The 20,603-nt window shown below is 37.0% G+C and carries 19 protein-coding genes; 10 read left to right on the top strand and 9 right to left on the bottom strand.

Annotation, left to right across the window (positions count from 1 at the left end):
- Nucleotides 1-9 precede the first annotated feature (9 nt).
- Together csdE and csdA are read right to left on the bottom strand one after the other, a co-directional pair.
- A complete protein-coding gene (gene csdE / locus B6258_RS05460) occupies nt 10-462 on the bottom strand; it encodes a cysteine desulfurase sulfur acceptor subunit CsdE (protein ID WP_099074426.1) in 453 nt (150 codons plus the stop codon).
- Between the two features lie 5 nt (nt 463-467).
- Complete coding sequence (csdA, locus tag B6258_RS05455) at nt 468-1,679, bottom strand: cysteine desulfurase CsdA (protein ID WP_099074425.1); 1,212 nt, start codon at nt 1,677-1,679, stop codon at nt 468-470.
- A gap of 663 nt (nt 1,680-2,342) precedes the next feature.
- Here csdA and B6258_RS05450 point away from each other — a divergent pair.
- From B6258_RS05450 to rlmM, 3 genes are read left to right on the top strand one after another with little or no spacing between them, the layout of a single operon-like run.
- Nucleotides 2,343-3,263: a transcriptional regulator GcvA gene (locus B6258_RS05450; protein WP_023582728.1), complete on the top strand. Its 921-nt coding sequence runs from the start codon at nt 2,343-2,345 to the stop codon at nt 3,261-3,263.
- Between the two features lie 43 nt (nt 3,264-3,306).
- The gene (locus B6258_RS05445; RefSeq protein WP_099074424.1) at nt 3,307-3,702 is read left to right on the top strand and encodes a DUF423 domain-containing protein; all 396 of its coding nucleotides are present in this window, start codon (nt 3,307-3,309) and stop codon (nt 3,700-3,702) included.
- Entirely contained in the window at nt 3,695-4,792 is a 1,098-nt protein-coding gene (gene rlmM, locus B6258_RS05440; RefSeq protein ID WP_099074423.1) for a 23S rRNA (cytidine(2498)-2'-O)-methyltransferase RlmM, read from the top strand. The genes B6258_RS05445 and rlmM overlap by 8 nt, the downstream gene beginning before the upstream one ends.
- A gap of 137 nt (nt 4,793-4,929) precedes the next feature.
- Here rlmM and xni read toward each other — a convergent pair whose 3' ends face one another.
- From xni to queF, 3 genes are all read right to left on the bottom strand, one after another.
- The gene (gene xni, locus B6258_RS05435) at nt 4,930-5,679 is read right to left on the bottom strand and encodes a flap endonuclease Xni (RefSeq protein ID WP_099074422.1); all 750 of its coding nucleotides are present in this window, start codon (nt 5,677-5,679) and stop codon (nt 4,930-4,932) included.
- 6 nt (nt 5,680-5,685) lie between these two features.
- Nucleotides 5,686-7,053: a nucleotide 5'-monophosphate nucleosidase PpnN gene (gene ppnN / locus B6258_RS05430; RefSeq protein WP_099074421.1), complete on the bottom strand. Its 1,368-nt coding sequence runs from the start codon at nt 7,051-7,053 to the stop codon at nt 5,686-5,688.
- Nucleotides 7,054-7,143: 90 nt separating this feature from the next.
- Nucleotides 7,144-7,989, bottom strand: a complete 846-nt coding sequence (gene queF / locus B6258_RS05425) for an NADPH-dependent 7-cyano-7-deazaguanine reductase QueF (RefSeq protein ID WP_099074420.1) — start codon at nt 7,987-7,989, stop codon at nt 7,144-7,146.
- A 156-nt stretch (nt 7,990-8,145) separates the two neighbouring features.
- On the opposite strand from queF, the gene syd reads away from it, so the two are divergent.
- The 6 genes from syd (at nt 8,146) to B6258_RS05395 (ending at nt 14,171) form a co-directional block, all read left to right on the top strand.
- Nucleotides 8,146-8,697: a SecY-interacting protein gene (gene syd / locus B6258_RS05420; protein ID WP_099074419.1), complete on the top strand. Its 552-nt coding sequence runs from the start codon at nt 8,146-8,148 to the stop codon at nt 8,695-8,697.
- Nucleotides 8,698-9,162: 465 nt separating this feature from the next.
- The gene (locus B6258_RS05415) at nt 9,163-9,486 is read left to right on the top strand and encodes a YqcC family protein (RefSeq protein WP_099074418.1); all 324 of its coding nucleotides are present in this window, start codon (nt 9,163-9,165) and stop codon (nt 9,484-9,486) included.
- 8 nt (nt 9,487-9,494) lie between these two features.
- On the top strand, nt 9,495-10,259 hold the full coding sequence (gene truC / locus B6258_RS05410) for a tRNA pseudouridine(65) synthase TruC (RefSeq protein ID WP_099074417.1): 765 nt from the start codon (nt 9,495-9,497) through the stop codon (nt 10,257-10,259).
- 303 nt (nt 10,260-10,562) lie between these two features.
- The gene (gene ptsG / locus B6258_RS05405; RefSeq protein ID WP_099074416.1) at nt 10,563-12,008 is read left to right on the top strand and encodes a PTS glucose transporter subunit IIBC; all 1,446 of its coding nucleotides are present in this window, start codon (nt 10,563-10,565) and stop codon (nt 12,006-12,008) included.
- 157 nt (nt 12,009-12,165) lie between these two features.
- On the top strand, nt 12,166-13,638 hold the full coding sequence (locus B6258_RS05400) for a hypothetical protein (protein ID WP_099074415.1): 1,473 nt from the start codon (nt 12,166-12,168) through the stop codon (nt 13,636-13,638).
- A gap of 89 nt (nt 13,639-13,727) precedes the next feature.
- A complete protein-coding gene (locus B6258_RS05395; protein ID WP_099074414.1) occupies nt 13,728-14,171 on the top strand; it encodes a flavodoxin in 444 nt (147 codons plus the stop codon).
- 146 nt (nt 14,172-14,317) lie between these two features.
- On the opposite strand, the gene B6258_RS05390 is transcribed toward B6258_RS05395, so the two are convergent.
- The 4 genes from B6258_RS05390 to map all read right to left on the bottom strand — a co-directional run bounded on the left by B6258_RS05390 (nt 14,318) and on the right by map (nt 19,231).
- Nucleotides 14,318-14,704 carry a DUF3461 family protein gene (locus B6258_RS05390; RefSeq protein WP_099074413.1) on the bottom strand — a complete coding sequence of 129 codons (387 nt, stop codon included), beginning with the start codon at nt 14,702-14,704 and terminating at the stop codon, nt 14,318-14,320.
- Nucleotides 14,705-14,774: 70 nt separating this feature from the next.
- Entirely contained in the window at nt 14,775-15,599 is an 825-nt protein-coding gene (gene dapD, locus B6258_RS05385) for a 2,3,4,5-tetrahydropyridine-2,6-dicarboxylate N-succinyltransferase (RefSeq protein ID WP_099074412.1), read from the bottom strand.
- Nucleotides 15,600-15,633: 34 nt separating this feature from the next.
- Nucleotides 15,634-18,279, bottom strand: a complete 2,646-nt coding sequence (gene glnD, locus B6258_RS05380; RefSeq protein ID WP_099074411.1) for a bifunctional uridylyltransferase/uridylyl-removing protein GlnD — start codon at nt 18,277-18,279, stop codon at nt 15,634-15,636.
- A gap of 154 nt (nt 18,280-18,433) precedes the next feature.
- Nucleotides 18,434-19,231, bottom strand: a complete 798-nt coding sequence (map, locus tag B6258_RS05375) for a type I methionyl aminopeptidase (RefSeq protein ID WP_099074410.1) — start codon at nt 19,229-19,231, stop codon at nt 18,434-18,436.
- A gap of 601 nt (nt 19,232-19,832) precedes the next feature.
- Between map and rpsB the strand changes: the two genes are divergently transcribed.
- Nucleotides 19,833-20,558: a 30S ribosomal protein S2 gene (rpsB, locus tag B6258_RS05370; protein ID WP_023582712.1), complete on the top strand. Its 726-nt coding sequence runs from the start codon at nt 19,833-19,835 to the stop codon at nt 20,556-20,558.
- Nucleotides 20,559-20,603: the final 45 nt, after the last annotated feature.

Below are 20,603 nucleotides of genomic sequence, written 5' to 3'. Positions count from 1 at the left end.
GTATAAAACTTAATACTGGGAGGTGAGTGATTTCAATCGCGCGATAATCGCATTCACTCCATCTGTGCGAGATTGGCTAATTTGATTAGCCAATCCTAATTGATCAAAAATCGCTAACATATCGATATCAGCTATTTCTTGCGCCGTTTTATTTTCAACTGTGGCTAAAATAATAGTCAGTAAGCCTTTTACAATACGACCATCACTATCGCCATAGACATGGTATTTTCCCTCATTATTTAATTCGACACCTAGCCACACTCTGTTCTCACATCCCTTGATCTCTTTTTCTGTTGTTTTTAATTCATCAGGTAACGCGGGTAATTTACGAGACAGTTGAATTAATTGACGATATTTGTCTTCCCATGCTTTTGCTTTTTGGAAATCCTCAAGCAAGATCGCTAAGGTAATTTCATGACCAAATGGGTGCTGAGTTGCAAGCAACAGTGTGTTGTTATTCATTTCAATTATTCATCTTTTAAGAGTGTTAGAGCGAATTTAACGGCATTAATAAAAGCATCAATATCAGTGTGTTGATTATAAGGCATAAAAGAAATGCGTAAACAGCCTGAAATGTTTAATGAATCAATAAGAGGTTGTGCGCAGTGTTGCCCTGTGCGTAATGCAATACCTTTCTCTGTGATTAATGTTGCTAAATCGCTATGATGAACACCTTCGAAATTGAAAGAAACAACCGATGAGTTGGCGGCTCGGTAACTGATAAATCCATTTAGCTCACTCAGACGCTTTTCCGCTTCTTCTGCAAGCTCAAGAGCATATTGGTTAGCATGATGCATATCTTGTTTTTCTAACCATGCTAATGTGGCTGAAAAGGCAATAACACTCGCAACATTAGGTGTTCCAGCTTCAAAACGTTGAGGGATCGGGGCTGGAGTAAAACCATCAAATGTTGCGTTAGTTAGCATTTTCCCCCCACCATGCCAAGGTGCCATATCCTCTAAATGTTTTCGTTTGCCATAACAAATACCTAATCCATTAGGACCATAAAGTTTATGGGCAGAAAAAACATAGAAATCAATATCAAATGCTGTGACATCTGTTGGGTGATGCGCAATACCTTGTGCTCCATCGACAATCAGTAAGCAATTATCATATTGATGAACGCATTGGGACACTTTATCTAATGCGATTTGAGCGCCTGTCACATTCGACATTTGGCTAACAGCGACAATTCGTGTCCGCTTATTGATTAAAGCATTTAAGTTATCAATTGAAGGTAAAAAATGATCCTCAATTGCCCAACGGATCACTCGTGCGCCAGTTTGTTCTGCCAATATCAACCAAGGAATAAGGTTTGCATGATGTTCTTGCTCACTCACAATTATTTCATCGCCTGCTTGTAAGCGTGGACGAAAATAACCTTGAGCAATAAGGTTGAGTGATTCTGTGGTGCCTTTTGTCCAAATAATCGTATCACTATCAGCGCTATTGATTAATTCGGCAACTTGTTGACGTGTCGCCTCATATTGTTGCGTTGTCTCTTTAGCATGCTGATATTGGCTACGATGAACCGTCGCAAAATCATGGCGATAAAACGCATCTGAGGCTTCTATCATGGCGAGAGGCTTTAATGCAGTTGCAGCACTATCGAGATAAATAGTCTTTTCTTTAAGAGCAGGAAATTGTTGTCGAAATAAATCAGGTGAAAATACGTTCATAGTTAGGCTGTATTGGTAGACGAATAAATTTTCGTGATTTGTCGTTAAAAATAGGGCGTATAGATTATACGGTTAATTATATTTATTTATAACGGAAACCTGAGAGCATCCGTTTGTTATGAGTCATTGCACCCATAATAACACGATTAAGATGATGAAAGTTCACTCAATAAAAAATCACTGAGATCAGATTAATATTCTATTTTTTCTTGTTTTAAATTAATGGGGATAATTTGTAGTGAGTTTTTTTAGAATAATGATGATAAGTCCATTATAAAAAATGGTTGAAAACATCAAAATGGCATGTGTGAGTAATTAAAAAGCAGAGAAAAATAGGGAATAAAAAAAGCACCGCCTTGGCGGTGCACTATAAAATCACTATGGACAGACAGGGTAAATGTACAGGAAGTGAAAAAAAACAGTAGCATCAGCTACTAAGTCTGGAATTTCCAGACAACTTGCAAACACAACATCACAACCACAAAGCCAAAAGTTTTGTAGTATTGCTACTACACAACTTTTCGTTCCGGCTTAGGAAGTGCGCTTACTATAGGTATTTACTGGCTAATCATCAAGGGACAATTTATAATGCTTCGCATAAAAAAAACTAATGATGAAAGTTAGGGTCTACTAATAGCCAAAATAGGGGTTTAAGAACCGAATATGTCTAAACGTTTACCGCCATTAAATGCGCTTAGGGTTTTTGATTCAGCGGCACGTCATTTAAGTTTTACTAAAGCCGCTGAAGAATTATTTGTGACACAAGCAGCAGTGAGCCACCAAATTAAAACATTAGAAGAATTCCTTGGGCTAAAATTATTTAGAAGACGCAACCGTTCTCTTTTACTAACGGAAGAAGGGCAGAGTTATTACCTCGATATTAAGGAAATTTTTTCATCAATTAACGAGGCAACTCGCAAATTATTAGCTCGAAGCGCGAAAGGCGCACTTACTGTTAGCCTTTCTCCAAGTTTTGCTATTCAATGGTTAGTACCACGGCTGTCTGGATTCAATCAAGCTTATCCGGGAATTGATGTACGAATTCAGGCTGTTGATAGAGAAGAAGATAAGCTGGCTGACGATGTTGATGTAGCCATTTTTTATGGTAGAGGAAATTGGACTGGGTTACGTACAGACCGCCTTTATGCGGAATATTTGATCCCTGTTTGTGCACCATCTTTACTTACAGGTGAAAAACCACTAAAAACCCCATCCGATCTGATTTATCATACACTGTTACATGATACATCTCGTCGAGATTGGCAGGCTTATGTGCGTCAATTAGAGATACAAAATCAGATAAATGTGCAACAAGGGCCTATTTTTAGCCATAGTTCAATGGTGATACAGGCGGCTGTACATGGACAAGGCGTTGCATTAGTTAATAATGTAATGGCTCGTAGTGAAATAGAATCAGGTCGATTAGTAAGACCTTTTCCAGATGTTCTTGTTAGTAAAAATGCATTTTATTTAGTTTGCCAAGATAGTCAGGCTGAATTGGGTAAAATTGCGGCTTTTCGCCAATGGATTTTATCTCAAGCAGCGAATGAGCAAGAAAAGCTGGGTTTACTGACATCATCTTAATATTGCGATTGGCAAATATCTTCTAGATAGGAAGGAATAAACAGTGAATAGTCGTACATTGCTTATGTTTTCCGCGATTAGTGGCTTCTTTTATGTTGCTTTTGGTGCATTTGCAACTCATAAGCTTGCACCTCATTTATCGCCACAACATTGGGAATACATTCAGTTAGCGATGCGCTACCAAATCGTCCATACCTTATTACTTGTCGGGATCGCGGCAATGTTAATGCGTAAAACCATTTTATGGTTTTATTGGGCTGGCATTTTCTTTGGTGTTGGTATTCTACTTTTTAGTGGTAGCCTTTATTGTATGGCGCTAACACAAGTTAGATTATTATCTTATTTTACGCCAATTGGTGGATTTAGTTTTCTTATTGGTTGGACTTTAATTTTTATTGGCGCTTTGCGTCTAAGGGCACCGGCGTCTCGCCATGAATAAAGTTGCATTATATTGTCGCCAAGGTTTTGAAAAAGAGTGCGCGGCTGAGATTACGGATAAAGCAGGTCAAATCGGCGTTTACGGTTTTCCTCGTGTTAAAGAGGGAAGTGGTTATGTGATCTTTGAATGCTACCAAGAAGGTGAAGCAGACAAGATCGCGCGTGAAGTGAGTTTCCGTGAATTAATTTTTGCTCGTCAGATGTTTGTGACAGGTGAATTGCTTAAAGATTTACCGCCAGAAGATAGAATTACACCGATTGTTGGAATGCTAAAAGGTGCTGTCGAAAAAGCAGGTGAACTTCGAGTTGAAGTTGCAGACACTAATGAAAGCAAAGAATTATTAAAATTCTGCCGTAAATTTACAGTGCCATTACGTAATCATTTACGTAATGAGAAAATTTTGCTGAAAGTAGAGAATTTTAGCCGTCCTATTGTCCATGTGTTTTTCATTGCACCGGGATGTTGTTATGTTGGCTATTCTTATAGTTTTAATAATTCCGCATTTTATATGGGGATTCCTCGATTAAAATTCCCATCAGATGCGCCAAGTCGTTCAACATTAAAACTTGAAGAAGCATTTCATATTTTTATTCCTTATGAGGAGTGGGAAGAGCGTTTAGCAAGTGGAATGAAAGCGGTCGATTTAGGGGCATGCCCCGGTGGTTGGACATATCAATTAGTCAAACGCAGCATGATGGTACATGCTGTTGATAATGGCCCAATGGCACAGTCTTTGATGGATACAGGACAAGTTCGTCATCACCAAGTTGATGGCTTTAAATTTGAACCGACATCTAAAAATATCACATGGCTTGTTTGTGATATGGTTGAAAAGCCAGCCAAAGTGGCGGCATTAATGACAACTTGGATTGCTAATGAATGGTGTCGTGAAGCTATCTTTAACCTAAAACTGCCAATGAAAAAACGTTATGAGGAAGTCTCTCATATTCTTGAAAAAATAAAGTCAGAGTTAGCGGAAAAAGGGATTAACGTTAAGATCCAAGCTAAACACCTTTATCATGATAGAGAAGAAATAACGGTTCATATTCAAAATATTTGGGCTGCTTATCGACCAGATCGTGAGTTCTAAAAACGTTCAAAGCATATTGATTTATCGATGACAATAAAAGGCTAAGCTTATAATTATAAATAGAAGCTTAGCTTTTTTAATGGGAGTTAGTGATTTAAAGATATTAACTCGTTGAGTTTTAAAGACTGAGATCTTCACTATTTTAAACGTAACTGTTGCAGATTACCGTTTAATTGAATATCAGTACGTAATGTCGTGATTTTCCGACTGATAAATGCAGACTCTTTATGGGTGATCAGTTTGTTTTGCCATTTAGTAGGAACATCATCAATATGCTGATAGAGCGATTCTAGATCTGGATGAAGTTTCAAAAGCTCAGTAGCACTTTTAGGCCCAATACCAGGAACTCCAGCAACCTTACTGCTACTTACGCCCGTTAATCCCCAATAGTCGGTAAGTTGAGAGGGTTCAACACCAAATTCAGATCTAATAAATTCTAAATCTAACCAGCGTCGTTGAAAATAATCGCGTATACGAATAGAGGGAGAAAGTAATTGGCAATAACCTTTATCCGTTGAAATAATCGTAACTCGAAAACCCGCACTTGCCACTTTTGTTGCCAATGTTGCTGCAACATCATCTGCTTCATCACCGCCAGAGTGCCAGCTCTGTATTCCTAAATTAAGTAACATTGCTTTAATTTCAGGTAATTGTTGTCGCAAGTCATCAGGCATTGGTGTGCGACCCGCTTTATAATCGGGTAAGAGTTGATGTCGCCAACTACCGTCTCTGTCATCTTCATCAAAGACAGCTACGGCATGAGTGGGTTGTGTGTGACCAAGCAGTTGGTTGACACTTTGTTCACACACAGTCTGGCAGGAAGAACCTGATGCCGCATGAATGCGGCGGATCAGGTTTAAAGCATCAATAATCAGCAAATGTATCATAATAAATTAGCTGATAATCTCGTAACATGGTTGGTAAGCGGTACCGCCCGGAAGTTTCATACGATGTTGCTCAACAAAACCCGCTAATAAAATATCCATGCGACGCATAATTTCACGATCACCATGAATTTTATAAGGGCCGTAAGCTTCAATCGCTTTCATACCCACTTCTTTTACGTTACCCGCTACAATACCCGAGAAAGCACGACGTAAGTCGGCTGCTAATTTCTCAGGTGATTGATTTGTGCTTAAGTTAAGCGATGCCATATTTTCATGAGTTGGTTCAAAAGGATGCTGTAAATCAGCATTGATCTTCATTGACCAGTTAAAGCTATAAGCATCACCCGTACTACGACGATTATCTTTTACCAAAGGCATATATTTTTTCATGATACGAGCAACTTCAGGTGCATCATCAATAATAATTTGGTAATGGCGTCGGGCTTCGTCACCTAATGTATTGGCGATAAAGTCATCTAATACATTAAAGTAGTCTGCACTCTCTTTAGGGCCAGTTAAAATCAGTGGTAATACTTGGTCTTGGTTTTCTGGAGACATAAGAATACCAAGCAAATACAGCAATTCTTCCGCTGTCCCTACACCGCCTGGGAAAATAATAATGCCATGTCCAATACGCACGAAAGACTCCAGACGTTTTTCAATATCTGGCATAATAATCAGTTCGTTAACTAATGGATTTGGTGGCTCAGCCGCAATGATTGAAGGCTCTGTCATACCAATAAAACGACTATTTTTATAACGCTGTTGAGCATGACCCACAGCAGCCCCTTTCATTGGTGCTTCCATCGCACCTGGCCCACAGCCTGTGCAGATATTGAGTTCGCGTAACCCTAATTCGTTACCGACTTTTCTACCGTAAAGGTATTCAGTTTCATTGATTGAGTGGCCGCCCCAGCAAACGATCATATTAGGATCTTCATCAATATGAAGGGCTCGTGCATTACGCAAAATCGAGAAAATGGTATTCGTGATGTGAGTGCTATTTTCTAAGTTCAGGTGAAGATCACGTTTTGCTGTTGTGATCTGCCCGTGAACAAACAATATGTCACGAAGCACTGCAAATAAGTTAGCTTGTAGTGAGCGAATAATTTTTCCGTCAACAAAGGCGTCTTCAGGAGGATTGACTAACTCTAGTTTTACGCCACGTTCACGGCGGAGTACGTTAATATCAAAATCTTGGTATTTAGATAACAGTTCTTTACTACTATCCGTAAGGCTACCAGAGTTGAGAACGGCGAGAGAACAATTACGAAACAGCTGATAAAGATCACTGCTTGCGGTTCTCTTTAGCATATCAACTTCTAGCTGTGAAAGCAGATCCATGGAACCTAATGGGCTGACATGAGTTATCACGTAGGACTCCTTTTTCTCCTGAAATAACAAACTGAAGTGCAACTGATCTTGGTATAACACAGATCATATTAACATACAGGTATTATTCCGTTATTGTCTGGCTAATCGACTAATTTCTGGAACAAACTCACAATTACTACGCCAAGGATTGATGTCTAATCCACCGCGTCGCGTATACCTTGCATAAACAGTTAATGTTTCTGGCTCACATAATTGCATGATATCGTGGAAAATTCGCTCAACACACTGTTCATGAAATTCATTGTGTTGCCTAAATGAAACTAAATAGCGTAGTAGCTTTTCACGATCAATCTTTTTACCCTTATATTGAATAGCAACTGAACCCCAATCTGGTTGATTAGTAATAAGGCAATTTGATTTTAACAGATGGCTGACAAGGGTTTCTTCAACCAGAGTCTCCGTTGTCGATTCGTTTAACCATTGCACATCAAACTGATAATTATCAATTTCAATATCTTGTTCATCAATACACTCTCCAGCAAAATTAACAATAGGTTGTGATGTAAAATGCGAAAGTGGATAAATGGTCAGATTAATTTTGCCTTTAGCACAAGTCGTTAAATCTTTAAGTAAGGTTTTTTCGACGATATCCCAACTTTCAAAACGCGTTTGATTAAAACTGTTGAGATATAATTTAAAACTTTTAGATTCAATAAGATTTTCAGTGGTTGCATCTAATTCAACATGACCAATAGCAACTTGTGGTAAGCCTCTGCTATTCAGCCATGAGAGCTCATACATAGTCCAAATATCAGCACCATGAAATGGTAAATTCTCAGCAGTTAAAGCGAGTGAATCTCGATTTAGGCTACGTGGTACACCTTGCAATAATCCGGCATCATATTGATTATGATATTGAGTCTCTTTGCCCAGAGATAATGCTTCAAGAGATTTATCGCCTTGATATAAAGACATAATTTACATCCTAACTTTAGCTGAAAATAAAAGAAGGTTAATTATACTATTGAAACATCAATAGTATATGCATGCTTTATTTTTGATGCTCTGAATTAGTGTCATAATCAGGTAACATAAAGGGAATTCTTATTTAAATAGATAAAACAGATAATCATGACTGAAAACATCTCTTCTGAATTAAAAGCCTTTACGCAAAAGTATGTTGATTTGTGGCAAGAAAAATCAGGTTTACCTCCTGCAAGTGAAGATCTTTATGGTGTTCCTTCTATTTGTATATCAAGAACCGGTGATGAAGTTGTTTACTGGTTACCACAACCTTTTGTAGGAACAGATAAACTAGAAAAAGTTGAAAAAGCGATGGGGATTATTATTCGCCCTGAATTGCATGATTACTTTACCACTCAGTATGCTGGTGATATGCAGGTTCGTTTTAGAGATGTAGATTTCAGCTTGATCCAAGTGTGGAGCGAAGAGGATTTTATTCGCTTACAAGAAAATATTATTGGTCATTTGGTGACTCAAAAGCGTTTAAAGCTGACCCCCACATTGTTTATTGGTACCACAGATTCAGAAAATGAAATAATTTCTGTGTGCAATGTTTCTGGCGAAGTCATTCTTGAAACTTTTGGCCAAAAGAAAAGAGAAGTTTTAGCTGAAAATTTATCTCTCTTTCTATCAGAATTAGTCGCTGTATATAGTGAGTGACGTAGTCTATAAACCTTTTTTCTTGTGAGATATATCTTACAAAAAAGCGTGTGTTTTTTATCAAAAAAATGTCACTGATAAAAATAGAATTGATTTATTTAAGTAGAGCAATAAGTTATTAACTCATCGTTTTTATTTATAGTTATGATTCTTTTATTGTTTTTGTTTTGTGGGTTGTTTAACTAACCAATTATTGGCATTCTACGTCCACCAACTAAGGGAATGTTTGGTGACCGATAAAATGTAGAGTAATCAAGGACACAGGAAATAGGATATTTCCATTAATGTGGATAGGGACTTAATCACAGGGATAGATAAAAACGGTCTTGCTTGGACGCATGTGTTGTACAGACAGCTATTTTTCTTGTCTAAAAGGAGTTTCGGCTCCTTTTATTTTTTTATTTGTTTTCTGCTATTCCATCCCAATGTTATCCTTATTCGTAAGTTTTATATAAGGGATAAATGATGACACAAGAACAACGTATTCTAGCGAAATTGCTCTTGATTGAAGAAGAGATGAAGAACATCGAATTATGGCAATTAGAATCTCCTACTGAGCAAGCATTTGAAAGTGTTGAGCCTTTTTGTATTGATACAATGAGTGCTCATGAATGGTTACAGTGGGTATTAATTCCGCGATTGTCATCGATGATTGAAAATGAGATGCCATTACCTAATGCATTTGCAATCGCACCTTATTACGAAGAAGCATTTAAAGAAGATAAGAGTCGAGATGTTACTGATTTACTCAATCATTTGCGTGAACTTGACGCAATGTTTAAATCATAAGGTCGATAATGCTAGATATTATTTATCAAGATGAACATCTTGTTGCAGTGAATAAACCTGCGGGTTGGCTTGTTCACCGCAGTTGGTTAGATAGACATGAAACCGTGTTTGTAATGCAGACACTAAGAGATCAAATAGGGCAACACGTTTTCCCCGTGCATCGTCTAGATAGGCCTACATCGGGGGTTTTGCTTATGGCATTATCTTCAGATGTTGCGAGAGCACTTTCCCAATCTTTTGAACAACATAAAACAGAGAAAATTTATCATGCTGTTGTTCGAGGATACGTTGAAGAGGCATCTGTTATTGATAGCCCTTTAGTCGAAGAGCTCGACAAAATTGCAGATAAATTTGCAACTCAACCTCCTAAAATTCAAGATTGCGTGACGCACTGCCAGCCATTAGGAATTGTTGAAAAAGAGGTTGCGATTGGGCGCTACCCTACATCTCGATTTAGTTTATTAGAGCTACGTCCTGAAACGGGGCGCAAGCATCAATTACGTCGCCATATGTCTCATATTCGACACCCAATTATTGGCGATACTGCTCATGGTGATTTGCGTCAAAACCGTGGTGTTGTAAATCATTTTCAATCTCATCGCTTGATGTTACATGCAAGCCATCTAAACTTAATTCACCCAATCACATTGCAACCGCTTAACTTAACAGCTAAATGGGATCTGCCTTGGCAACACCTTATTAATCAATTTGGTTGGCGTGGATTAAGACCTGAATTAGAGCAGTATGGTGAAGATTTAGCTCATCATTTTTAATTCCTTTCTTATTGTAAATATTGTTTTCAATATGTGACTATCAAGGCTTTTTTACTTAAGCCTTGATATTTTGCGCAAATTTATAATCTATTTTAACTATTTGTAAAATATATAATTCTATTAATTGATCTGATCACATGTTTGAAACGTGACAGCTATCATGTATTCATTAAGCGATTTATTTTATGATGTGAAATAAATCAGGCTTATCATTAGATAAGTTTATGAAATAAAAACCCACACTAACTTTAAACAAATACAAAACTTATAACACATACAACCCATATTCCGGGAGTCTGCTTGATGTTTAAAAACCTATTTGTTGTTTTACAAAAAATCGGAAAGTCCTTGATGTTACCGGTATCTGTACTGCCTGTTGCCGGTATTTTATTAGGGGTCGGTTCCGCTGATCTTTCATGGATCCCTTCTTCTGTTTCTCAAGTTATGGCAGAGGCTGGTGGTTCGGTTTTCTCTAATATGCCACTTATTTTTGCCATTGGTGTTGCGTTAGGTTTTACCAATAATGACGGGGTATCAGCACTGGCTTCTGTTGTGGCTTATGGCATTATGTCTAAAACCATGATTGTGGTTGCTCCTTGGGTTTTAGGTTTAACACCAGCAGAAATTGAGGCTCAACACCTTACCGATACAGGGGTATTAGGGGGGATCATCGCTGGTATTATTGCCGCCTCTATGTTTAATCGTTTTTATCGAATTAAATTACCTGAGTATTTAGGCTTTTTTGCCGGAAAACGTTTTGTGCCTATTATTTCGGGCTTAATCGCTATTTTTGTTGGGATTATTTTAGCCTTTATTTGGCCTCCTATTGGTACCGCGATTCAACGTTTTTCTGAGTGGGCCGCGTATCAAAACCCTGCTGTTGCTTTTGGTATTTATGGTGTTGTAGAACGAGCATTAGTACCATTTGGTTTACACCATATCTGGAACGTACCGTTCCAAATGCAAGTGGGTGAATATGTAAATAGTGCAGGACAAGTATTCCACGGTGATATTCCTCGCTATATGGCAGGCGATCCAACTGCAGGTATGTTGTCAGGTGGCTTTTTATTTAAGATGTTTGGCTTGCCAGCGGCTGCTATTGCGATATGGCATTCAGCACGTCCTGAAAATCGAGTAAAAGTCGGTGGTATCATGATTTCTGCGGCATTAACTGCCTTCTTAACAGGGATCACGGAACCTATCGAATTCTCATTTATGTTCGTTGCTCCTATTCTTTATGTTATTCACGCTATTTTAGCGGGCTTGGCATTTGTTATTTGTATCTTGTTGGGTATGCGTGATGGAACAAGTTTCTCTCATGGCTTAATTGATTTTATCGTATTGAGTGGTAATAGCAGCAAACTGTACCTATTCCCAATTATTGGCATACTTTATGCGATAACTTATTACTCTATTTTCCGTTTCTTAATCGTGAAGCTAAACCTGAAAACGCCAGGCCGAGAAGTAGAAGATAAAAACGCGAAACAAGCTGATAAGAGTGCTATGGGACAATCTTTAGTCGCTGCGTTTGGTGGTAAAGACAATATCAGTAGTTTAGATGCTTGTATTACACGTTTACGTATTGGTGTTAAAGAAATTGAAAAAGTAGATCGTGATGAGTTGAAAAGATTAGGTGCGGCTGGTGTTGTGGTAGTTGGCTCAGGTATTCAAGCCATTTTTGGCCCTAAGTCAGATAATCTAAAAACTGAAATGGATGAATATATAAGGTCTTTAGATACTACTGAATAATAAATAGCACTCTTTAACTAAAAAAACACGCTTAAATTTATTATTGAGCGTGTTTTTTTATATCCTTTACTATACATTTTAAATTTTTTTTTTTGAAATTATTAATCATTATTTTTATATATTCTTATCATAACGTATAGTGATGAGGATAAAAAAGATGAGAGTGTTATTTAATGAATTAAAAAAATTATCATCAATGAATGATGAAAAAGAAAATGTAAGATTTTTATTGTCGGATAAGATAATAAGCTCTTCTAATAGATTGCTTGAACATAATTTTCATATTCTAAAAGATAAACATAATTGTATTTATATTGATAAGGCAATTATTACTAATATAAAAAATGAACTGCAAAGTGCTGTTGATTCTTATACTGAAAATAACCGCCGTCATTTGGAAAAAGTAGATGAAGCTAAAAATAAAATAAATAAATCAATTGGTGATTTATCCTCATTGAACGAAATAAAAGACTTTGTTAATTTTATGGTCAATGAAACAAATTCTACGCCACTTAAGAATGAAATTTTCAATGCGAAAAATAAAAATATTAATATTTTTCTTGATAAAAATATACTTTTAGGAATTGAAATTAAATCTGCCAATAAACTGATTGAAAAATTAAAAAATAAAACAATAGAATTAAATACAGGATGTAATTTACCTTTTAAATTAAATGGTAATGATATGATGGTCGTTAAACTTGGTAATCTAAAGGCTGCTGATTATACCGTTGAATCTAATGATGGGTCTCGTCAAAACTCAATGGTTAATAGCTATGAAGACAATAAGTTAGAGAAAATCAAAAATATTATTATGGAGTTTGAGATTCATTTTAACTTTCTTAATGAGAATATTAAGCAGTATCATGAAATAGCAGATAATAGTTGCTTGTTTGAAAATATTGAAGAAATGAATGATCTTTTTGATTTTATTGATAGAAATATAATTGAAAATATAAAAAAATCACATTATAAGTGTGATGACTTACAGATTTTTAATGAAAAATTAGTTAGCTCTTGTAATGAAATAAATAATAATTGTAAAGCATTAGATTCATATTATCAAAAAAATATTTTTAATATTGATGATGGTAAAATTATTAATTTAGATATCGATAGTTTAGAACTCAAGCTGAAAGAAATAAAGTCTAATACAGATTTGTTGAAACTAAAATTAGAGTCATTAAGAGAACTCTCTTCATGTATTAGTCAGTGTAATAATAAATTTAAAAATAAAACCTCTCATTTAGAAAATAATGATAAAAAAATAGTTTTTGATTCAATGGCAGAGATTAAGAGAAAAACAAATGCATGCTTATCATTATTAGATGATTTTATAAAAAGAAAGGAGACGGGTTTTTTGTATAAAGTGTATAAGTTATTTTTTCCTAAAAAACATAATGAATCTTTGATCTTATTAATTGATTATAAGAATAAAATTAACAAAATATCATCTTATCTTGATGTTTATAAAGAAAAAAATAAATATTTCACTATCGATGATATTTGTTTAATGGTTATATCAAAGTTATCTAAAATAAATTACCCTGAAAGTTGGTTGGGTTATTTATATGGGGAGAAGAGTAAGTGTAATAATTTCATTCAGTCTCTTTTTAAAAAGTATGGCTGAATTTATTCTCATTGAGAATGAATTGATAATATTATATGTTTGATGTTTAGTTTATTAGTTATCAAACAGTATTAAGTGGGCTAAATATTATGACTAAAATCGGCATTTTTGTAGGTACAGTTTATGGTAATGCATTAGCAGTTGCTGAAGAGGCTCAACGTATTTTACTTGAGCATAATCATCAAGCTAATATTTACGAAGAAGGTATTCTTGCAGATTGGGAAAAATATTCAACAGTGCTTGTAATAACGTCAAGTACTGGGCAAGGTGATTTACCTGATACCATTGCTCCTCTATTTCATCAACTACGTGATAATGTAGGATATCAGCCAAATCTAAGTTATGGCTTGATTGCCTTAGGTGATAGTAGTTATGACTTTTTTTGTGGTGCAGGGATGAAATTTGATGAGTTGTTACAAGAGCACCAAGCAAAGCGTATCGGCGAAATATTAAAAATAGATGGTATGGATGTGGCGGAGCCAGAAGTATTTGCAATAGATTGGCTTGAAAGCTGGGTTAACCTATTAGATTAAGTAGAAAATAACCCAATATTTAATTGGTTAATAAAATAATGAATTATATTCTATATTTTAAAACACCGCTTGTTTCTGTTTTATACAGTAAGTAAGCGGTGTTTTTCTATAAAACTGACATACATATCAGCCAAAATGGCTTGTTATTAGCGGCGAGTCAGTTTTTCTAAATCAGCTTCAATCTCAGCAATTTTATTTGCTACAACATGCTCAAGGTGGCGCAAGTCGTCTAGGATCTTGTGTTTTAAATCGACTTCTACTTGGTCTTGTTGGCAAATTTTATCTAACTCTTCAATAACATAACGTAAGTTAGTATTGATTTCATTTACTTCTTTAAAACCTTGTCCTGATTGACCATCAGAAATTGTTTTACGTTGGCGTGGATATTTAAATTTTACGCTTTTTGCAAAGAATTCACCTTTATCTTTGCGAAAATAGATTTTTAAAATATCGTTGTTAGCTTCTTGGCGTAGGGTATAGCGGTCAATATCTTCAGGATGCGGGATCCCTAAATTTTTTAAATTATCGTACATATATTGGCACCTGATAGAAAGATGAGTGAAAGAATAGCGAACAGAATTAATTCTATCCGCTGTTCTTATATTAGTCGATAGTTCTTAACAATTCATTAATACCAACTTTTCCACGCGTTTTTGCGTCAACTTTTTTCACGATCACCGCACAGTAAAGGCTGTAGCTTCCATCTTTAGAAGGTAAATTGCCCGACACAACAACAGAGCCTGCTGGGACTCGACCATAATGTACTTCGCCTGTTTCTCTGTCATAAATTTTGGTACTTTGACCAATATAAACGCCCATTGAAATAACAGCGCCTTCTTCGACAATAACACCCTCAACGATTTCAGAGCGAGCGCCAATAAAGCAGTTATCTTCAATAATGGTTGGATTTGCTTGTAGTGGTTCTAAAACGCCACCGATACCAACACCACCAGAGAGATGGACATTTTTCCCGATCTGAGCACATGAACCTACCGTTGCCCATGTATCAACCATGCTACCTTCATCGACGTAAGCACCAATGTTGACATAAGATGGCATTAAAACAGTGTTGCGAGCGATGTAAGCGCCTTGTCTAACGGCTGCGGGAGGAACAACACGAAAACCTTCTTTTTCAAAACGAGCTTGGTCATAATCAGCGAATTTCATCGGCACTTTGTCAAAATAGCGACTTTCATTGCCATCTATCACTTGATTGTGATTAATACGAAAAGAGAGTAAAACCGCTTTTTTTAACCACTGATGAGTCACCCACTGACCATCAATTTTTTCCGCGACACGCAGTTTTCCGCTGTCTAGCAGTGCAATAACACTATTAATGGTATCACGAATATGAGGTTCAACGTTGTTTGGTGTGATATCAGCACGATGTTCGAAGGCGTTATCAATAATAGATTGTAATGCTTGCATTAATAGTATTTCCTATATGTATTGTCGTGGGTTCCTATATTTTATCCTTTGAAACGAGGGCTTTTGTCAACCTTTCTACGACTTCATCCTTCATTTTTTGGTTTAATGCTTTATTTTCGTTATCGGTTAATACGAAGAAATCCTCAACACGTTCGCCTATTGTGGTGATCCTGGCACCATGTAATGAAAGTGAAAGATCAGCAAAAACTTTACCAATAATTGCTAATAATCCCGGACGATCTCGTGCAAATAGTTCCATATAGGTGCGCTTATTATGGTTAGAAGCGATAAAGTTAATTTTTGTCGGAACGTCAAAATGGCGTAATTTTGCAGGTAATGAGCGTGTTTTTGCATTGGCATTATAAGGGGCGGAGACAACTTGGATCAGAGCGTTGCGGATTGCATTATATCTATCAATTGCCAGAGGTTTACCATTAGGCTCTAACACAATAAAGGTATCCATCGCCATATTATCGCGATTAGTAAAAATTTGAGCATTATGGATACTTAAATTACGCCTATCTAATTCACCTGCAACTGATGCAAAAAGGGAAGGCCTATCAGCACACCAAATAAAGATTTCAGTGCCACCATGTTCAGTTTGTTGGCTGATTAGCACCATTGGTTCAGCACTATTATGCTCAATTAATGCAAGTGCATGCCATGCAATTTGTTCTGGTGTGTGCCGTAAAAAATAGTCAGCATGGCAACGCCCCCAAATTGCTTGCAATTTATCTTCATCAACTTGCTCCATTCGTAAAATAGTTAGTGCTTGCAAACGGTGATGGCGAATACGCTCACGTAAGTCGGGAATAGAGTGCATACCTTGGCGTAACTGGTTTTCTGTTGATAAAAAAAGTTCACGTAATAGGCTTTGTTTCCAGCTATTCCATAAACTACTATTGGTTGCACAGATATCCGCAACGGTTAAGCACAAAAGATAACGTAATCGGCTTTCATTTTTTACTTCCGATGCAAATTGAAAAATAATGTCAGGATCTTGAATATCACGTCGTTGCGCTGTAACAGACATAAGTAAGTGATGACTAACAAGCCATTCAACTAAGGCCGATTCTCTCTGATTTAAACCATGCTGCTGAGCAAAATGAGCAACGTCTTGAGCTCCTAATACGGAGTGATCTCCATGGCGACCTTTGGCGATATCATGAAAAAGTGCAGATAAACGTAGTAATTCAAGTTGAGGAAGTTTGGGATAAATATCAACGCAAAGCGGATGTTGCTCGCGATTTTCATAAGAAGCAAAACTTTCAAGTTTTTGTAAAACGCGAATAGTATGTTCATCAACGGTATAGGCATGGAATAAATCAAACTGCATTTGGCCTACAATATTATTCCATTGCGGGAAATAAGCCGCGAGTACACTGTGTTTATGCATTGGAACAAATGCACCAGAAACAGCACGAGGATGGCGTAATATCTGCATAAAAACTTGACGTGCGAGTGGGTACTCACATAAAGGCTGTACTAAATGTCGGCGAGCGTAGCGTAAATGGCGGAGTGTTGTTGAATAAATTCCTGTGATTTCTTTATGCTCAGCCATACGTAAAAACAGGCGCATAATAGCGATAGGATCATCAAGGAAACAACTATCATCAACAACATCAATTAATGAACCTCTTAGTTGAAATTCATTGTCTAAAGGACGCGGTTTTACATTAGGTTGCAGAGCAAGGATCGCTTCGTCAAATAGCTGAAGTAACATATCATTTAACTCACTGACACGACGAGTTACGCGATAATAATCCTTCATCATTTTTTCAACGGGCTGATTGCCTTCACCTTCATAATTTAAAAGTTGGGCAACGTTGAGTTGTCTATCAAACAATAGGCGATTATCATAGCGAGAAAGCACAAGATGGAGAGCAAAACGAATTTTCCATAGTGTGTATTGACACTCTAATAGCTCTTGTCCTTCTGCTGGTGTTAGGAAGCCAAAGTTGACCATTTCAGAAACTGATGCAGCACCAAAATGACGATGTGCTACCCAAATTAGAGTGTGGATATCGCGCAGTCCACCAGGACTACTTTTGATATCAGGTTCTAGATTATAACTCGTGCTATGGTATCGCTGATGTCTCTGTTTTTGTTCTTCAACTTTTGCAGCAAAAAAATCAGGTGATGGCCAAAATCCTTGGCTAAAAATATGGTTAATTAATTGTTTATAAAGTGAATTATTTCCACAAATAAGACGTGCTTCTAGTAAGTTTGTTGCAACCGTTAAGTCTGAAAGACCTTCTAAAAGACATTCTTCCATTGTTCTAACACTAGCACCAATTTCAAGGCGTACATCCCACAGTAACGTAATGAGCTTGCTGACTTTATCTTCAGCCTCCGGTGATAAAGGTGTTTCACTTAAAAAGAGAAGATCAATATCAGAAAGCGGATGTAACTCTTGTCTGCCATAACCACCGACAGCAATGATACTAAGATCTGGATAATCAGAGAGTTGTGTATAATGCCATAATTGCGTTAATAGTTGGTCAATGAAATGGCTACGGGCTTGAAGTAATAAAGCGATATCAACATCATGATGAAAAGCATCTGTTAACCAAGATTGAAATTGTTCGATTGATTGCTTAAGTTCAGCGCAATTTTTGGTATTTTCTGTCAGCAAAAAAGGGGAAGGGGGCGGTGTTTGAAATACGTTTTTATTAGTCATTGTTCGTCTTCTTTCTCAATGTTTGCTTATGACATTAAGACTAATGTTAAAACGATAACCTGACTAGTTATTCTGTTGTTTCATCGCAAATAAAATAAAAAAAGCGACACATCTCGAAAAAATATGTCGCTTTTACATTTTTAGCTAAAGAAGCTTATTCGTTGACTAATACCGCAGAAATAAAGGGTTCTTCTTCTTTGCGTAATGTCATGATTTCACAGCCATTATCGGTCACAACTAACGTATGTTCGTACTGTGCTGACCAACCTCTATCTTTAGTTTTAACAGTCCAGCCATCTTTCATTGTACGAATACGGTAATCACCTGTGTTTACCATTGGCTCAATGGTGAATGCCATGCCTTTTTGTAACACAACACCGCTATCATCTGCATCGTAGTGTAGAACTTGAGGTTCTTCATGGAATCCTTCGCCAATACCATGGCCACAATATTCGCGAACAACAGAATAGTCATGGCCTTCAACAAATTTTTGAATTGCTCTGCCAAGTTCACGTAAGCGAATACCTGGTTTAACCATTTTAATGGCAAGGTAGAGGCTTTCTTGGGTGATACGACATAAACGTTCACCTTGTATTGTTGGTCTACCTACGATAAACATTTTTGAGGTATCGCCATGAAAACCATCTTTAATGACAGTGACATCAATATTAACGATATCGCCATCTTTAAGGATTTTCTCTTCGCTAGGAATACCGTGGCAAATAACATCGTTAACCGAAATACAGACTGATTTAGGGAAACCATGATAGTTAAGGCAAGCAGGAATAGCCTGTTGTGCGTTAACAATATGTTCATGACAAATACGGTCTAATTCAGCAGTATTTACGCCAGGTTTTACGAACGGTGCGATAATTTCAAGAACTTCTGCCGCAAGACGACCTGCGACGCGCATTTTTTGAATATCTTCTTCTGTCTTGATTACAATAGCCATTTGAGTTCTTCGTCTAGATTAAAAGCCACAATACGAATTAGATAACACGCTTTGCTGTATTCATATTTTGTATTGCAGGTTAAATGAATGATGATGAGAAATAATTCTGATTACCATTTATGATATCAGCAGAAAGTAGGTGTGCCAATAAAGAGGATGTGTGCAATCTGTCTGATATCGAGAATAATGATGAACATTACGCCTTCTTAATCTGATTGTCTTTACATATTGCGCTTTTCTATTTGGTATTTTTCTAGCAAATTGATATTAGAGCAATATTTAACATCATTGCGTTAATCTCGCTTTTTTCTTTGTCCAAATGATGTGTTTTTATATCAAATAAGCCCGTGGCAAACATAAGTAATAGTGGTTTCTTGAGGTTATTTATGGTATAAAGCGCGCCGGAGTTCTGTTATTGCATCACACACACCATGAGTAATAGCAGTAAATCTGAAACATTCAATTGTGTTAATTACACACACAAATCGGCACATAACGCCGGGGTGCTCTTATGTAAAGGTCAAACCTTTACAGCTGATGAGTCGGTCGTATGGGATTTGTGGACGAAATAACCCCAAATTTAAATTTATAGAGGTCTAAAATGGCAACTGTTTCAATGCGCGATATGCTGCAAGCCGGTGTTCACTTCGGTCACCAAACTCGTTACTGGAATCCAAAAATGAAACCATTCATCTTTGGTGCGCGTAACAAAGTTCATATCATTAACTTGGAAAAAACTGTTCCAATGTTCAATGAAGCTCTGGTTGAACTGAACAAAATTGCTTCTCGTAAAGGCAAAATCCTGTTTGTTGGTACTAAGCGCTCTGCCGTTGAAGCTGTTAAAGAAGCAGCAGAAAGCTGTGACCAGTTTTATGTAAACCACCGCTGGTTAGGCGGTATGCTGACTAACTGGAAAACTGTTCGTCAGTCAATCAAACGCCTGAAAGATTTAGAATCACAATCTCAGGACGGTACTTTTGACAAACTGACCAAGAAAGAAGCGTTAATGCGTTCTCGTGAACTTGGTAAGTTAGAAAACAGCCTAGGTGGTATCAAAGACATGGGCGGTTTACCTGACGCTCTGTTTGTTATCGATGCTGAACACGAACACATTGCTATCAAAGAAGCAAACAACCTGGGTATTCCAGTATTTGCTATCGTTGATACTAACTCTGATCCAGATGGTATCGACTTCATTATCCCTGGTAATGACGATGCAATCCGTGCGGTTAAATTATATCTGACCGCTGCAGCTACAGCTGTTCGTGAAGGTCGTTCTCAAGATCTGGCTGTTCAGGCTGAAGAAGGCTTAGTCGAAGCTGAATAATAAGGCATGCTCGTAAGAGCCCTTATTTAACCAGGTATTGCTATA

The organism is Proteus alimentorum, from assembly GCF_002607735.1.
GTDB lineage: Bacteria > Pseudomonadota > Gammaproteobacteria > Enterobacterales > Enterobacteriaceae > Proteus > Proteus alimentorum.
This window is presented reverse-complemented; position numbering and strand designations above follow the sequence as displayed.

Excerpts from the sequence above, each read along its gene's own strand:
- B6258_RS05395 (WP_099074414.1), top strand. The coding sequence starts at position 13,728 with ATGACTAAAATCGGCATTTTTGTAGGTACAGTTTATGGTAATGCATTA.
- B6258_RS05390 (WP_099074413.1), bottom strand. The coding sequence starts at position 14,704 with ATGTACGATAATTTAAAAAATTTAGGGATCCCGCATCCTGAAGATATT.
- B6258_RS05450 (WP_023582728.1), top strand. The coding sequence starts at position 2,343 with ATGTCTAAACGTTTACCGCCATTAAATGCGCTTAGGGTTTTTGATTCA.
- dapD (WP_099074412.1), bottom strand. The coding sequence starts at position 15,599 with ATGCAAGCATTACAATCTATTATTGATAACGCCTTCGAACATCGTGCT.
- queF (WP_099074420.1), bottom strand. The coding sequence starts at position 7,989 with ATGTCTTTATATCAAGGCGATAAATCTCTTGAAGCATTATCTCTGGGC.
- truC (WP_099074417.1), top strand. The coding sequence starts at position 9,495 with ATGCTAGATATTATTTATCAAGATGAACATCTTGTTGCAGTGAATAAA.
- xni (WP_099074422.1), bottom strand. The coding sequence starts at position 5,679 with ATGATACATTTGCTGATTATTGATGCTTTAAACCTGATCCGCCGCATT.
- glnD (WP_099074411.1), bottom strand. The coding sequence starts at position 18,279 with ATGACTAATAAAAACGTATTTCAAACACCGCCCCCTTCCCCTTTTTTG.
- syd (WP_099074419.1), top strand. The coding sequence starts at position 8,146 with ATGACTGAAAACATCTCTTCTGAATTAAAAGCCTTTACGCAAAAGTAT.
- B6258_RS05415 (WP_099074418.1), top strand. The coding sequence starts at position 9,163 with ATGACACAAGAACAACGTATTCTAGCGAAATTGCTCTTGATTGAAGAA.
- rpsB (WP_023582712.1), top strand. The coding sequence starts at position 19,833 with ATGGCAACTGTTTCAATGCGCGATATGCTGCAAGCCGGTGTTCACTTC.
- csdA (WP_099074425.1), bottom strand. The coding sequence starts at position 1,679 with ATGAACGTATTTTCACCTGATTTATTTCGACAACAATTTCCTGCTCTT.
- rlmM (WP_099074423.1), top strand. The coding sequence starts at position 3,695 with ATGAATAAAGTTGCATTATATTGTCGCCAAGGTTTTGAAAAAGAGTGC.
- csdE (WP_099074426.1), bottom strand. The coding sequence starts at position 462 with ATGAATAACAACACACTGTTGCTTGCAACTCAGCACCCATTTGGTCAT.
- ptsG (WP_099074416.1), top strand. The coding sequence starts at position 10,563 with ATGTTTAAAAACCTATTTGTTGTTTTACAAAAAATCGGAAAGTCCTTG.
- map (WP_099074410.1), bottom strand. The coding sequence starts at position 19,231 with ATGGCTATTGTAATCAAGACAGAAGAAGATATTCAAAAAATGCGCGTC.
- B6258_RS05400 (WP_099074415.1), top strand. The coding sequence starts at position 12,166 with ATGAGAGTGTTATTTAATGAATTAAAAAAATTATCATCAATGAATGAT.